Source organism: Streptomyces rectiviolaceus, from assembly GCF_039533825.1.
Classification (GTDB): Bacteria; Actinomycetota; Actinomycetes; order Streptomycetales; family Streptomycetaceae; genus Streptomyces; species Streptomyces rectiviolaceus.
In genome coordinates this window covers 1-13,288 of sequence record NZ_BAAAUG010000092.1, presented here as the reverse complement: position 1 = coordinate 13,288, position 13,288 = coordinate 1, and the positions used below count along the sequence as shown (strand labels likewise).

The 13,288-nt window shown below is 69.4% G+C and carries 15 protein-coding genes and 1 pseudogene; 13 read left to right on the top strand and 3 right to left on the bottom strand.

The window, feature by feature from the left end:
• Positions 1 to 17 precede the first annotated feature (17 nt).
• Positions 18 to 365, bottom strand: a complete 348-nt coding sequence (locus ABD378_RS25810; RefSeq protein ID WP_344524263.1) for a VOC family protein — start codon at positions 363 to 365, stop codon at positions 18 to 20.
• Between the two features lie 160 nt (positions 366 to 525).
• On the opposite strand from ABD378_RS25810, the gene ABD378_RS25805 reads away from it, so the two are divergent.
• On the top strand, positions 526 to 1,254 hold the full coding sequence (locus ABD378_RS25805; RefSeq protein ID WP_386546006.1) for a DsbA family protein: 729 nt from the start codon (positions 526 to 528) through the stop codon (positions 1,252 to 1,254).
• A 15-nt stretch (positions 1,255 to 1,269) separates the two neighbouring features.
• Here the strand turns inward: ABD378_RS25805 and ABD378_RS25800 are convergent, their stop codons facing one another.
• The gene (locus ABD378_RS25800; RefSeq protein ID WP_344524261.1) at positions 1,270 to 1,905 is read right to left on the bottom strand and encodes a glyoxalase; all 636 of its coding nucleotides are present in this window, start codon (positions 1,903 to 1,905) and stop codon (positions 1,270 to 1,272) included.
• A 206-nt stretch (positions 1,906 to 2,111) separates the two neighbouring features.
• On the opposite strand from ABD378_RS25800, the gene ABD378_RS25795 reads away from it, so the two are divergent.
• From ABD378_RS25795 to ABD378_RS25760, 8 genes are all read left to right on the top strand, one after another.
• Positions 2,112 to 2,675: a tellurite resistance TerB family protein gene (locus ABD378_RS25795; protein ID WP_344524259.1), complete on the top strand. Its 564-nt coding sequence runs from the start codon at positions 2,112 to 2,114 to the stop codon at positions 2,673 to 2,675.
• A gap of 333 nt (positions 2,676 to 3,008) precedes the next feature.
• Entirely contained in the window at positions 3,009 to 4,139 is a 1,131-nt protein-coding gene (locus ABD378_RS25790; RefSeq protein WP_344524257.1) for an LLM class flavin-dependent oxidoreductase, read from the top strand.
• On the top strand, positions 4,139 to 5,146 hold the full coding sequence (locus ABD378_RS25785) for an alpha/beta hydrolase fold domain-containing protein (RefSeq protein WP_344524255.1): 1,008 nt from the start codon (positions 4,139 to 4,141) through the stop codon (positions 5,144 to 5,146). The genes ABD378_RS25790 and ABD378_RS25785 overlap by 1 nt, the downstream gene beginning before the upstream one ends.
• A gap of 81 nt (positions 5,147 to 5,227) precedes the next feature.
• Positions 5,228 to 6,643, top strand: coding sequence for a DUF6421 family protein (locus ABD378_RS25780; protein WP_344524253.1), 1,416 nt, complete (start codon positions 5,228 to 5,230; stop codon positions 6,641 to 6,643).
• Positions 6,640 to 7,410, top strand: a complete 771-nt coding sequence (locus tag ABD378_RS25775) for an SDR family NAD(P)-dependent oxidoreductase (protein ID WP_344524251.1) — start codon at positions 6,640 to 6,642, stop codon at positions 7,408 to 7,410. The genes ABD378_RS25780 and ABD378_RS25775 overlap by 4 nt, the downstream gene beginning before the upstream one ends.
• Positions 7,411 to 7,439: 29 nt before the next feature.
• Positions 7,440 to 8,510: a threonine aldolase family protein gene (locus ABD378_RS25770; RefSeq protein ID WP_344524249.1), complete on the top strand. Its 1,071-nt coding sequence runs from the start codon at positions 7,440 to 7,442 to the stop codon at positions 8,508 to 8,510.
• Positions 8,511 to 8,596: 86 nt separating this feature from the next.
• The gene (locus ABD378_RS25765; protein ID WP_344524247.1) at positions 8,597 to 9,190 is read left to right on the top strand and encodes a transglutaminase domain-containing protein; all 594 of its coding nucleotides are present in this window, start codon (positions 8,597 to 8,599) and stop codon (positions 9,188 to 9,190) included.
• A gap of 28 nt (positions 9,191 to 9,218) precedes the next feature.
• Positions 9,219 to 9,926 carry a B3/B4 domain-containing protein gene (locus ABD378_RS25760; RefSeq protein ID WP_344524245.1) on the top strand — a complete coding sequence of 236 codons (708 nt, stop codon included), beginning with the start codon at positions 9,219 to 9,221 and terminating at the stop codon, positions 9,924 to 9,926.
• 5 nt (positions 9,927 to 9,931) lie between these two features.
• On the opposite strand, the gene ABD378_RS25755 is transcribed toward ABD378_RS25760, so the two are convergent.
• On the bottom strand, positions 9,932 to 10,660 hold the full coding sequence (locus tag ABD378_RS25755; protein ID WP_344524243.1) for a lysophospholipid acyltransferase family protein: 729 nt from the start codon (positions 10,658 to 10,660) through the stop codon (positions 9,932 to 9,934).
• A 200-nt stretch (positions 10,661 to 10,860) separates the two neighbouring features.
• Here ABD378_RS25755 and ABD378_RS25750 point away from each other — a divergent pair, with 200 nt between their 5' ends.
• The 4 genes and pseudogenes from ABD378_RS25750 to ABD378_RS25735 all read left to right on the top strand — a co-directional run.
• A complete protein-coding gene (locus ABD378_RS25750; RefSeq protein WP_344524241.1) occupies positions 10,861 to 11,223 on the top strand; it encodes a thioredoxin family protein in 363 nt (120 codons plus the stop codon).
• Positions 11,224 to 11,554: 331 nt separating this feature from the next.
• Entirely contained in the window at positions 11,555 to 12,064 is a 510-nt protein-coding gene (locus tag ABD378_RS25745) for a flavin reductase family protein (RefSeq protein ID WP_344524239.1), read from the top strand.
• Positions 12,065 to 12,294: 230 nt separating this feature from the next.
• Positions 12,295 to 13,080 (top strand): electron transfer flavoprotein subunit beta/FixA family protein, encoded by a 786-nt coding sequence (locus ABD378_RS25740; RefSeq protein ID WP_344524237.1) that lies wholly within the window; start codon positions 12,295 to 12,297, stop codon positions 13,078 to 13,080.
• A gap of 62 nt (positions 13,081 to 13,142) precedes the next feature.
• Positions 13,143 to 13,288, top strand: a pseudogene (locus tag ABD378_RS25735) (electron transfer flavoprotein subunit alpha/FixB family protein); the annotation flags it as partial.

Here is a 13,288-nt window from a genome sequence, read left to right as displayed (position 1 = left end):
CACGGGGGTCACCGGGATCACTGGTGGCCGAGCACATTGACGACCCGGCCATTGGGGTCACGTACGAAGAACCGGCGCACCCCCCACTCCTCGTCCTGCAAGGGGTGCACGATCTCCGCGCCACTCTCGCGCACCGCTGCGTAGACCGCGTCCACGTCGTCCACTTCCACACTCATGTCGGGCACGACGGGCGCGGTCTTGTCGTGGCTCATGAACGTGACTTGGGCCGTGGGGTTGGAAGGCGAGCCGAGCGTCATGACCCAACCGAGGTTCATGACCTCCTCGAACCCCAGGAGGCCGTAGAAGTCACGACTCTCCTCCATGGCCTCGGATCGGATGTCGGGCATGGCCCGGCGGATGGACATGGGTGACTCCTGTCGGCAGGGGGGATCGAGTGCGTCCCTGATTCTCTCCAGGGGCGCCGCGGCGCACTCGTCGCAACATACTGCCGATGCCGAAACCGCTGTGCGATCCGTGACCTTGAACGCTTAGAGTCTGCGCGATCAAAGGGGAGGGGATTCGCAGGTGAGGAATGCAAGAGGGCTGGCCGCCGCAACCGTGGCCGCGATCGCTGTAGTGATGGTCACGGGCTGCGCACCGAAGACGCAGTCCAAGGATGAGGACGACAAGGGTGCCGGCAGATCGCGCCCGGCACCCTACGCGGGTGTCGGGGAGCTGCCGGAGGAGCTGGCCGCGGACGGCACGACGATCGTGGTGGGGGACCCGGCCGCGGCGACCACGGTCCGGCTGTACGAGGATCCGCGCTGTCCGGTGGTCGAGGAATTCGAGGCGACCGGCGCCCCGGCGCTGCGCGAGATGACGCTGCGCCGCGAGGCCAAGACCGAGTACACCCTCGCGTCCTTCAGGGACGACCGTATGGGCGGGGACGGATCGAAGAGAGCGGTCAATGCCCTGCGGGCGGCGCTGGAGGCGGGCAAGTTCACCGAGTACCACACGGTGCTGTTCGAGAATATGACCGAGAGCGAGCTCGCGGGCGGCTACACCACGGCCTCCCTGCTGAAGCTGGCCGGTGAGGTCGAGGGACTGAGAGGTAAACCCTTCGACTCCGCCGTGGCGACGATGAAGTACAAGGACTTCGTCACCGCTTCGGAGAAGACGTACGAGGCAGCGGGCGGCGATGACCCTCGCGGCCCCGGCACGCCCACGGTGGCCGTCAACGGCACCCAGGTCACGGGCGACCTGTACGGCTCGCTCTTCGACAAGGAGTCCTTCGACCTGCTCCTGACCTTGTAGCGAGCGGCGAACGCGTCACACCGCGTGGGCCCGCTGCGCCGGCGCTGTGGCCTCCCAGGCAAACCCGTCCGGGTCGGTGAAGGGCCCGGCGTCGCCGCCGATCAGGAGCCGGTGCGATCCGGTGCCGTCGGGCGAGACACCAAGGTCCTTGGCGAGGGCGCGGCGCCGGTACAACGCCAGCTTGAAGGGGCCGGCCCCACCATGGAACTCGCAGTACACGCGGCCGAAGCTCTTCGCCACGGCGAGGCCTTGGCCGACGTAGAAGCGCTTGCTCACTGTCACATCCGCGACTCCCAGCAGGAGCACCATCTCGTCGATCTGCCGGGTGGCAGGCCCGGTGTCCTTCTTCGCCGAGGTCGCGACCTTCCAGATCGCGCCGTCCGGGGCCTGTACGACACCGCCGTAGCCCCATAGGGACTTCGCGGCAGGCTTCAGCGACGTGGCGCCGGCGTCGAGGGCGTCGCCGATGAGGCTGTCGACGGTGGCCGGCTGGGAGACCGTGAGCGCCAGCGTGAACCCACGGAAACCGGTCGTGGGCGCTTCAGAGGTCCGCAGACGTATCTGCGTGTCCAATCCGAAGGCGGCGGTGTAGAAGCGGCGGGCGGCCGTGGGGTCGGCCACGTCGAGGGTGACGGATGCGGTGGTTGCCATGGACATCACGCTAGTTACGGCTGGGGGCGGGCGCTTCTCCGTTCCTGACCGGTCTGGTGAGCTGCCGACCCCCGGTGATCGATTTCGCGAGTCAGTCTCACCCCCTCAGGGCCGCCGGTCGCGGAACTTCGTGGGATTGGACGGCGTTGGCAGGATGACGCGCGGAACGCGCGCGGACGAGCGAACTGGTAGCAGAGGTGGCACGGATGGCGATGTGGGACCGGATCAAGGACCAAGCCAAGGGCCTGCAGCAGCAGTCCCAGGGGGCGCGGGGCTCCGGCGGCCACGGACGGTCGGGGTCGGGGTCGGGGTCGCGGGCGGGCGGGAGCTCGAAGGCCCAGCTCGTGGGCGTGCTCAAGTCCCAGCTCGCCACCCTCAAGACGGAGCTCAAGAGCGGTTCCTACCGTGACGCCAGCATGGCCATGTGCGCCCTGGTCGCCGCCGCCGACGGGTCGGTCGACCCGGCCGAGCGGCAGCATGTGGAGTCTCTGATCCTGCAGAACGACGTCCTGAAGAACTTCCCGCCCGAGCAGCTTCAGCAGCGGTTCAACAAGCACGTCGACCAGTTGACGTTCAACTTCCAGCAGGGCAAGACCGAGGCCATGCAGGAGATCGCCAAGGCGGCGAAGAAGCCGGTGGAGGCCAAGGCGGTCGTACAGACGGGGTTTGTCGTCGCGGGCGCGGACGGGTACATCGCCCCGGCCGAGGAGCAGGTCCTGCGTGAAGCGTGCGCGGCACTCGGCGTCTCACCGCAGGAGTTCGGCCTCTGATCAGGTTCGAGCATCGCGGCCCTGCCCTTCCGTGAGCTGCTCGCGGGACGGAGGGGCTGATGGCTGATGGTCGAAGACATCGTTCCCGCATGACGGGCGCACGGGCGCACGATCGCGCGCGAGCTGGGGCCCGCACCTCAAGGTGCGGGCCCCAGCTGCTTCTCCGCACGACGCCCCGCATCGGCGCATCGGCGCATCGACCCATCGGGATTTCCCCGCGCATGAGCCTTGCTTCCTCGTGACCTGACGACTAGTCATATGGCTAATCGAAATACGGGCGCGCGAGGCATCCACGCGCCCAGGGCTCAGCTGGCTCAACTCCCTGGAGGGCACGTGAAGTTCTCCGTCATATTCGAAGCACAGCTCGCCGACCCCACTGTCGAGCGCGAGCATCAACTCATCCGTGACAGCGTCGAACAGGCCGTCCTGGCCGAGGAGATGGGGTTCGACCGCATCTGGGCGGTCGAGCACCACTCCCTCAAGTGGTACGCCCACATGAGCGCCCCGGAGATCTTCCTGACCTGGGTCGCCGCCCGCACGAGCACCATCCGTATCGGGCACGGCGTCGTCTGCATGCCGTTCCGTTTCAACCACCCGGCGCGGGTCGCCGAGCGCGCCGCCATGCTCGATCTGCTGTCCGGCGGACGGCTCGACCTCGGGGCGGGGCGTGGCGGAACGCTCCAGGAGACCTCGCTCTGCGGCGTCGACAAGGAACGTACGACCCAGGAGGTCGAGGAAGCGCTGCAGATCATCGGGAAGGCCTGGCGGAGCGAGGAGTTGGAGCATCACGGCGCGCTGCTCGACATCGATCCGCACCCGATCCTGCCCCGGCCGCAACAGACCCCGCACCCCCCGCTCTTCCTTGCCTGCAGCAGGACCGAGACCCTGACGCAGGCCGCCGAACTCGGCATCGGCGCCCTGGTGATGGGCTTCGCGGGCCCCGAGTCGATCGCCGGGATGCGCGCGGCGTACGACGCGGCCATCGCGGGCCGCAGCGACGCCCGCTTCGTGTCCAGCGTCGTCAACGACCACTTCTCCGTGCTCTGTCCGACCATCGTGCTGGATGACCGGGAAGCGGCCCGGAGCGTGGGAATCCGCGGGCAGCGGTTCTTCGCGCAGTCCATCGGGCACTGGTACGGCGGCGCGGGCATCCCTGATGAGGCTGTGGTCGAAGGGGCCGATGAGGCGGCCGCGATGCGCGAGGCCGCCGAGCAGGTCGTCGCGCGGCTGCACGAGCACGACATCCCGGTCCGGCCCACCTCCACGGCCACCTTCAACGCCGATCACGCCTACGGGACTGCCGACGACGCCATCGCCTATGTGGAGCGGCTCCGTGACGCCGGCGCCGACGAGATCATGTGCCTCGTCCAGATGGGCACCGTCCCGCAGGAGGCCTGCATGGAGACCCTGCGGCAGTGGGGCGAGAAGGTCATCCCGTACTTCCGCGCCCAGGAGGCGGGGTGATGGCGGCCGACGACACGTACGGCGATCGGCTCGCCCCGGAGGCGCGCCCCCTCGTCGACGCCCTCAGCGCCGCCTTTCCCGACCTCGGCGGCACCGTCACCGACGCGGCCGAGGCCCGCCGCATCCTCGCCGCGACACCTCCCTCGGCCAAGGCCGCGCCACCCGTGGGGACGGTCGAGGACCGGAGCGTCCCCGGTCCCGCCGGGGCTCCCGACCTGCCCGTGCGCGTCTACCGTCCCGCGGGGACGAGCCGCCCCCGCCCCACCGTCGTCTTCTTCCACGGCGGCGGCTACACCCTCTGCGACCTCGACACCCACGACGCCACCGCCCGCACCCTCTGCGCCGAGTCCGGCGCCGTCGTGGTCTCCGTCGCCTATCGTCTCGCCCCCGAGCACCCCTTCCCCGCGGCCACCGAGGACGCGTACGCGGCCCTGTGCTGGGCCGCAGCCGAGACGCGGGATGGCGTGCTCGGCGGCGATCCGCACGCCGTGGTGACGGCGGGGGACAGCAGCGGGGGCGGCCTCGCCGCCGTCGCGGCCCTGATGGCGCGGGACCGCGGTGGGCCCGCCGTGGCGCTCCAGGTGCTGCTCTATCCCGTGCTCGACGCGGGGCAGGGCAGCGACTCGTATACGTCGAACGCCACCGGCTACTTCCTCACCGCCGCGCACATGCGCTGGTTCTGGGAGCAGTACCTCGGGCCGGACGGCGACGGCACGCATCCCTACGCCTCGCCTCTGCGCGCGGACGCCGCCGCGCTGCCGCCCGCGCACATCGTCACCGCGGGCTGCGATCCGCTGTGCGACGAGGGCGCGGCGTACGCGGTCAAGCTGCGTCTGGCAGGGGTCGCGGTGACCCGGGGGCACTATCCGCGGATGTTCCACGGCTTCCTGGGCTTCCCGCGGCTCCTGGACGATGCGCGGTCCGCGGTGGCAGATGTGGCAGAAGCGGTCGCCGCAACGGCATCTGGCAGGAAAATTAGCTGTGATGTCGGGGGTTTCACAGGATAATTTCCCGAGCCTCCTCTTGTGGTGGAGAACCTCGCACCCATACGGTGTCCATACGCGAGGTTCTCCCGTGGAGGTTGACAAGTGACGGAAATTCTTGTGCAGAGGGTTACGGAGGGGGCGGTTCCTCCCGCGAGCGGAGGTGCCCCCATGGGTAAGGTTGTGGAGCACCCGGCTTGGCCGATGCTCAAGGACGCCGTGGAAGAGATCCGCCCGTGGCAGTCCGCGGACGGTTCGATCGACTTCGACGCGGAGGGCGCCCCGGCCAAGGCCGTGGCCGAACTCGCCGTCGACCGCGCGATATCCGCGATCGACCAGCTCGCCCCGTTCCTGCCGCACGACGCCGCGTACCACCAGGCGCTCGGCTCGGACCTGCGGCGCTGGGCGGACGACGGCTTCAAGGTGCCGGACTTCCTCGACTCGCTGCTCGCCTTCCAGCCCGCGGCGCACCGCGAGGACGGCCTGCAGCACCTCGTGGTCTTCCCGATGTACACGCAGAACGGCAACCCGGACCGCAATCTCGAAGCGGTCGTCCTTCGCATGGTCTGGCCGGACTGGCTGGCCGAGCTCGAGCGCACGCGCTACGACAACCCGCTGTTCTGCGGCATCACCTTCGAGGACTTCACCGCCGGGTACGACACGAACTCGGCCGTGCTCTTCCCGGAGACCATCGCCGTGCGCGAGGCTCCCGAGCGCTTCAGCTGGGGCGGCATCTTCTGCGACCGCGAGGCGGCCCGCTTCCGCCGCGTCACCGAGGCCTCCGTCGACATCCTCGGGCTCGAACTGCCCGACGACGTCCGCGAGATGATCGGCGACCAGGACCGCTGCCAGCAGGCGTTCGTCCTGTGGGACATGGTCCACGACCGCACCCACAGCCACGGCGACCTGCCCTTCGACCCCTTCATGATCAAGCAGCGGCAGCCGTTCTGGATGTACGGCCTGGAGGAGCTGCGCTGCGACCTCACCGCCTTCAAGGAGGCCGTGAAGCTGGAGACCGAGGGCGTCCCGCAGGCGCGTGACGTGCAGTACGCCGTCCTCTTCGACAGGATGTTCCGCTTCCCGGTCACGGGTGACCGCGTCAAGAACTACGACGGGCTCGGCGGCCAGCTGCTCTTCGCGTACCTGCACAAGCACGATGTCGTCCGCTGGACCGACAACAAGCTCAAGATCGACTGGGAGCGCGCGCCGCAGGTCACCAACCAGCTGTGCGCCGAGATCGAGGAGCTCTACCGGGCGGGCATCGACCGCCCCAAGCTCGTCCACTGGTTCGCCGCGTACGACCTGGTGTCCCAGTACCTCGCCCCGCACCCCGGATCGCGCTGGGCCAAGGGCCCGGACGCCCTGGATGTGCAGCTTCCGCCCCGAAAACTGGTCGACGAGGTGCTTCCCGACGAGTTTCCGCTCAGCATGTTCTATGAGGCGCTCTCCAAGAAGCTCAAGCATGTGATCGCCTCCACCAAGGGGATCACCGCGGCGCGCGCCGAGCAGGTCGCCGCATGAGCGACCGCACCAAGGAGGCGAGGACGATGTCCGCACTCGATGGAGCCGTGGTCGCGGTCGCGGGGGCAGGCGGGCCGGCAGGCCGTGCCACGCTGCTCAGGCTCGCCGAGGCCGGTGCCACGGTCGTGGCGTCCGTCGCCGACGCGGCGGGCCTGGCGGAGGCCGTGGACGCCGCGCGGTACGCGCACGGCGGGGCCACCGTCATAGGCGACACGGTCGATCTCCTCGACCTGAACGCGACCAGGGAGTGGGCCACCCGCACGGAGAAGGAGTTCGGGCGGATCGACGGCCTGGTCCACCTCGTCGGCGGCTGGCGCGGCAGTGCCAGCTTCGCCGAGACCGACCTCGCCGACTGGGACCTGCTCGAAAAGCTCCTGATCCGCACCGTGCAGCACACCTCGCTCGCCTTCCAGGACGGCCTGCAGCGCAGCGACCGCGGCCGCTATCTCCTGATCAGCGCGGCCGGCGCCTCCAAGCCCACGGCGGGCAACGCGGCGTACTCCGCGTCGAAGGCCGCCGCCGAGGCCTGGACCCTCGCCCTCGGTGACGCCTTCCGCAAGGCGGGGGCCGAGCAGGGCCTGACATCGGCGGCTGCCATCCTGGTGGTCAAGGCGCTGGTGCACGACGCGATGCGCGCGGAGCGGCCCAACGCGAAGTTCGCGGGCTTCACGGACGTCAAGGAGCTGGCCGAGGCCATCGCCGGAGTCTGGGAGCGGCCCGCCGGAGAAGTGAACGGAAACCGCCTGTGGCTGACCGAGAAGCCGTGACCGCTCGCGACACCCGTGACAGAGAAGCCGTGAACCCTCCGAAGACCGACGCACGCCGCCATCACGACCCGGATGTACGGGGGTTCGCGAGCGACAACTACGCGGGCGCCCACCCGGAGGTGCTCGCCGCCATCGCGCTTGCCAACGGCGGTCACCAGATCGCGTACGGCGAGGACGACTACACCGCCAACCTCCAGCAGGTCATCCGCGGCCACTTCGGCCCCACGGCCGAGGCGTTCCCGGTCTTCAACGGCACGGGGGCCAACGTCGTCGCGCTCCAGGCGATCACCGACCGCTGGGGCGCGGTGATCTGCGCCGAGTCCGCGCACATCAACGTGGACGAGGGCGGCGCCCCCGAGCGCATGGGCGGCCTGAAGCTGCTCACGGTGCCCACGCCGGACGGCAAGCTCACGCCCGAGCTGATCGACAAGCAGGCATTCGGCTGGGACGACGAGCACCGTGCGATGCCGCAGGTCGTCTCGATCGCGCAGAACACCGAACTGGGCACGCTCTACACGCCCGACGAGATCCGCGCGATCTGCGACCACGCGCACAAGCTCGGCATGAAGGTGCATCTCGACGGCTCGCGCATATCGAACGCCGCCGCGTCCCTCGACGTCCCCATGCGGACGTTCACGAACGCGGTCGGCGTGGACATCCTGTCCCTGGGCGGCACGAAGAACGGCGCGCTCTTCGGGGAGGCCGTCGTCGTCCTGAACCAGGACGCCGTCAGCCACATGAAGCACCTGCGCAAGCTCTCCATGCAACTTGCCTCCAAGATGCGTTTCGTGTCGGTGCAGTTGGAGGCCCTGCTCGCCAAGGACCTCTGGCTGCGCAACGCCCGGCACGCCAACGAGATGGCGCAGCGCCTCGCCGAAGGGGTGCGCGCCGTCCACGGCGTGGAGATCCTCTACCCGGTGCAGGCCAACGCGGTCTTCGCGCGGCTGCCGCACGACGTGAGCGAGCGGCTGCAGAAGCAGTACCGCTTCTACTTCTGGGACGAGGCGGCGGGCGACGTCCGCTGGATGTGCGCGTTCGACACGCGCGAGGAGGACGTGGACGGCTTCGTCGCGGCCCTCAAGGAAGAGATGGCGCGCTAGCCGACACCTTCACCCAACTGCATAGGTATGCGATCGACCGTAAAAGCATTGACTCGCGGTCGGTCGCATTTCTATGCTCCCGTGGCATGCAGCCGATCCAGGAAACCCCTGACCTGTCCGCCTACTTGGCGGCCGACGACGTCATCGATCACCACCACCCGCTCGTACGCGAGACGGCCGCACGCATCGCCGCACAGGTCGAGGATTCATACGCATACGCCCGCGCGGCATACGAGTTCGTGCGGGACGCCATCCCGCACTCCGCCGACAGCGGCGATCTCCGTGTGACCTGGCGCGCCTCCGACGTCCTTGAGCAGCGCACCGGTATCTGTCACGCCAAGGCCCACGCGCTGGCCGCGCTGCTGCGCGCCGAGGACATCCCCACCGCGTTCTGCTATCAGCGGTTGGCGTACGACGCGGGTACGGGGTACTGCGTACACGGCCTCGTCGCGGTCCGTTTCCGGGGAGCCTGGCATCGGCAGGACCCCCGCGGGAACAATCCCGGAGTCGACGCCCAGTTCTCCCTCGACGGGGAGCGGCTGGCCTTCGTGGCGGATATCGAGTCCAGTGAGGTGGACTATCCGGTACTCTTTGATGTACCGCACCCGGTGGTCCTCCGCGCTCTGAAGGATGCTCCGGACCGGCCGTACCTGTGGGAGCACCTTCCCGACGCACTCTGAACCGCCGCACCCGAACGCAAGGCAGACGATGACCTTCCAGATCACCGTGACCGACGACGTGCGCGCCCTCGCGCCCGGCTTCACCCACGTCGCCATCGAGGCCTACGGGCTCGTCAACGGACCCAGCACCGACGAGAGCTCGGCCCTCCTCGACGAGGCCGCGCGCCGCCTCGCCGAGCGGCTCGACGGCCGCGCCCCGCACGAGGACCCGCACATGGTGGCCTGGCGCGCGGCGTACACCGCCTTCGGCGCGAAGCCGTCCCGTACGCGCAACTCCGCCGAGGCGCTTGCCAAGCGCGCCCTCGCCGACGGCGGCCTGCCCAGGATCAACACCCTCGTCGACGTCTACAACGCGATCAGCGTCGCCCACCTGATCCCGGTCGGCGGCGAGGACCTGGACCACATCAAGGGCGGCATGCGTCTGGTGCGGGCCGACGGCACCGAGGACTTCGTCACCATGGCCGCGGGGGAGCAGGCCGTCGAGCACCCGGACGCGGGCGAGGTCGTCTGGTGCGACGACGAGGGCGTCACCTGCCGGCGCTGGAACTGGCGCCAGGGCCCGCGCACCCGCCTCACGGAGGAGTCGGTCAACGCCATCTTCCTGCTGGAGGGGATGGGTCCTGACTCCGGCGTCGAGGCCGCGGGCGCCGAGCTGGCCGAGCTGCTCGAGAAGTTCAGCCCCGGCGTGCGGCTCACCGTCCACGCGCCGGAGCGGGCGTCCCGGCGCCCGGAGTAATCGATTCAGCTCGCCTCGGCGGCCTTCACCTCGGCCGGAGTCGGCGCGGTGCCGCCGAGGTGCGCCGGCATCCACCACGTGTCGTCCGGGCCCTTGGGGCGTACGGGATAGGCGCGCTGCGCGGCTTCGAGGAGCTCCTGGCAGCGCTCACGAAGGCGCCTGGTGATCGCGCCAGCGAACTGGTCCTTGGGAGCATCGAGCGGCTCACCGACCCGGATCGTGATCGGGATGTGGCTGCGCTTGAAGTTGCGCGGCTGCCCCTTGGTCCACAGCCGCTGCGTCCCCCACAGGGCCATCGGGATCAGCGGGACCCCGGCCTCCTGCGCCATGCGGGCGGCCCCCGACTTGAAGGACTTCAGCGTGAACGACGGAGAGATCGTCGCCTCGGGGAAGACGCCGATGATCTCCCCGGAGCGCAGCGAGTCGAGGGCGTGCTGGTAGGCCGCCTCGCCCTGCTTGCGGTCGACGGGGATGTGCTTCATCCCGCGCATCAGGGGGCCGGAGATCTTGTGCCGGAACACCGACTCCTTGGCCATGAAGCGCACGAGCCGCTTCTGCGGCAGGGCCGCGAGGCCGTCGAAGATGAAGTCGAGATAACTGATGTGGTTGCTGACGAGGACCGCACCGCCGGTGCGAGGGATGTTCTCCGACCCCTTGCAGTCGATCTTCAGGTCCCATGCCTTGAACAGCGTTTTCGCGGCACCGATGACCGGACGGTAGACAAGCTCTGCCATGGGTGGGGAGGGCCCTTCGTGTCTGCCATGGGAGGGGGCTCCCGGCGGGAAGTTACGCAGCCGTAGGTTTTTCGGCGTTGCGCAGATCGTGCCCCAAGAACGGACGGCTGGCCACCCATCGTGCCCGGCGGGCGCGAGATTCTCGTCACGTTGGGAATGTCCGCGGGCGTACGGACGCTGAAGTCGGGGACGGTTGGATCATGACGCAGGGGCGGGAGGCTGACGTGCGGATACGCGACGCGGGAGACCGGCTCGACGCGCCGGCGCAGGGCACGTGGACGGGGCATGAACTGGGTGAGCGCGCCACGCTCGTGCAGTTCTCCAGCGCCTTCTGCCAGCCCTGCCGGGCCACCCGCCGCGTCCTCGCCGAGGTGGCCGAAATGGTCCCCGGCGTGTCGCACGTGGAGATCGACGCGGAGGCCGAGCTCGATCTCGTACGGGAACTGCGCATCCTCAAGACGCCGACGGTGCTGGTGCTCGACGCGGACGGACAGGTCGTGCTGCGCGCGACCGGGCAGCCGCGCAAGGTTGATGTGATCGCCGCCCTCGGCAAGGCCGTGTGAGACCGCGGGGCATGGGGGAGGAGGAGCGCCATGAGGCAGGAACGGGTGGCGCGACACAGGGATGGGGGCGGTGTGAGGCACGGGTGGGAGATCGCGATGACGCGGGAGCGGGCGACCGCGCCGACGCGGCGCCAGGGCGCCGTGAGCCGTCTTTCACATCGCGGAACGGACTTGACTGCACCCCGCACCTATCGCCAGCCTGCTCCCATGCCTCCGGAGCTCCTTCTCTACGAGCGCGTCCACGTGGACCTCGCCCGTCATGCAAGTGCGCGCTGTCCGGGCTGCTGAGCAGCCACGGAACCGCTCGTACCTCCTGCAGAAGGACAATTCCATGACGGCTTCGCCCGATCTCCGCACTCCCCAGCTCGCCTCCCCCGACCTCCTGCGCTCCGTCTTCCGGCAGCACGCGGCGGGGGTCGCCGTGATCACCGCTCAGGGCCCATCCGGGCCCGTCGGCTTCACCGCCACCTCGCTCGTCTCGGTCTCCGCCGAGCCTCCGATGGTCTCGTTCGGCATCGGTACGGGCGCGTCGAGCTGGCCCGCGGTCTCGGAGGCCGATCACGTCGGCGTGCACATACTCGGCGAGCACCAGCTCGACCTCGCCACCACCTTCGCGCGCAGCGGCGCCGACCGCTTCGGCGGGGACACGCGCTGGTACGAGGGACCCGAGGGTGTCCCCGTGCTCGACGGCACGCTGGCCTGGCTCGTCTGCAGGGTCGCGGCGCGGGTGCCCGCGGGTGACCACCGGATCGTGCTCGCGGAGGCCGTGGTGGGCGACCCCGCAGGCGCCGGTCGGCCCCTGCTCTACCACCAAGGGCGCTTCAACGCGCTGCGCGACTGAGAGTTCCCGAATGCCCCTCTCCGCGCCCGATTACAGAGCGTTGGGAAGGTCACAGTTCAAAGCGCTTGCTTAGTGGGAATGCAGTAGGTGTACTGGCGAGTAATATTCTGGTCGGAGCGCGGGCCGCCCCGACCGGGATCCGCCCCTTCAGGCGCCTATGCTGCCTGCAAGAAGGCAGTGGCCAGAGCAAGGCAGCAGCCCAGTAAAGACGATGCAGTAGGAGAGCCGGCGTGAGCTTGAGGATCGTTGTCACCGTGAAGTACGTGCCTGACGCCACCGGCGACCGGCACTTCGCCGATGACCTGACCGTCGACCGGGATGACGTCGATGGCCTGCTGTCGGAGCTGGACGAGTATGCGGTCGAGCAGGCGTTGCAGATCGCGGACGAGGCGGACGACGCGGAGATCACCGTTCTGACGGTGGGTCCGGAGGATGCCAAGGACGCGCTGCGCAAGGCGCTGTCGATGGGCGCCGACAAGGCCATCCACGTCGAGGACGACGACCTGCACGGCACCGACGCCCTGGGCACCTCGCTGGTGCTGGCCAAGGCGATCGAGAAGGCCGGCTACGACCTGGTGATCTCCGGTATGGCCTCCACCGACGGCACCATGGGCGTGATCCCCGCGCTGCTTGCCGAGCGCCTGGGCGTCCCGCAGGTCACGCTGCTCTCCGAGGTTTCCGTCGACGACGGTGTCGTCACGGGCCGTCGGGACGGCGACGCCGCCTCCGAGCAGCTTCAGGCCTCGCTGCCCGCCGTCGTGTCGGTGACCGACCAGTCGGGTGAGGCCCGCTACCCCTCGTTCAAGGGGATCATGGCGGCGAAGAAGAAGCCGGTGGAGGCGTGGGACCTCTCGGACCTGGACCTGGAGGCCGAGGAAGTGGGCCTGGAGGGTGCCTGGACGAAGGTCGACTCCGCCACCGAGCGCCCCGCGCGGACCGCGGGCACGATCGTCAAGGACGAGGGCGAGGGCGGCAAGCAGCTCGCCGAGTTCCTCGCGGGTCAGAAGTTCATCTGAGCTTCAGCCGTTCCCTTCACCAACCGCCCCAGTTCCTTGTAACCGCAGGAGATTGAAGTCCCATGGCTGAAGTTCTGGTCTACGTCGACCACGTGGACGGTGCCGTCCGCAAGCCCACCCTGGAGCTGTTGACGCTGGCCCGCCGCGTCGGCGAGCCCGTCGCCGTCGCCCTTGGCAACGGCGCCGCCGACACCGCCGCCGTGCTGGC

Coding starts and splice junctions, on each gene's coding strand:
- ABD378_RS25760 (WP_344524245.1), top strand. CDS start 9,219: ATGACCTTCCAGATCACCGTGACCGACGACGTGCGCGCCCTCGCGCCC.
- ABD378_RS25810 (WP_344524263.1), bottom strand. CDS start 365: ATGTCCATCCGCCGGGCCATGCCCGACATCCGATCCGAGGCCATGGAG.
- ABD378_RS25765 (WP_344524247.1), top strand. CDS start 8,597: ATGCAGCCGATCCAGGAAACCCCTGACCTGTCCGCCTACTTGGCGGCC.
- ABD378_RS25755 (WP_344524243.1), bottom strand. CDS start 10,660: ATGGCAGAGCTTGTCTACCGTCCGGTCATCGGTGCCGCGAAAACGCTG.
- ABD378_RS25775 (WP_344524251.1), top strand. CDS start 6,640: ATGAGCGACCGCACCAAGGAGGCGAGGACGATGTCCGCACTCGATGGA.
- ABD378_RS25745 (WP_344524239.1), top strand. CDS start 11,555: ATGACGGCTTCGCCCGATCTCCGCACTCCCCAGCTCGCCTCCCCCGAC.
- ABD378_RS25800 (WP_344524261.1), bottom strand. CDS start 1,905: ATGGCAACCACCGCATCCGTCACCCTCGACGTGGCCGACCCCACGGCC.
- ABD378_RS25785 (WP_344524255.1), top strand. CDS start 4,139: ATGGCGGCCGACGACACGTACGGCGATCGGCTCGCCCCGGAGGCGCGC.
- ABD378_RS25795 (WP_344524259.1), top strand. CDS start 2,112: ATGGCGATGTGGGACCGGATCAAGGACCAAGCCAAGGGCCTGCAGCAG.
- ABD378_RS25750 (WP_344524241.1), top strand. CDS start 10,861: ATGACGCAGGGGCGGGAGGCTGACGTGCGGATACGCGACGCGGGAGAC.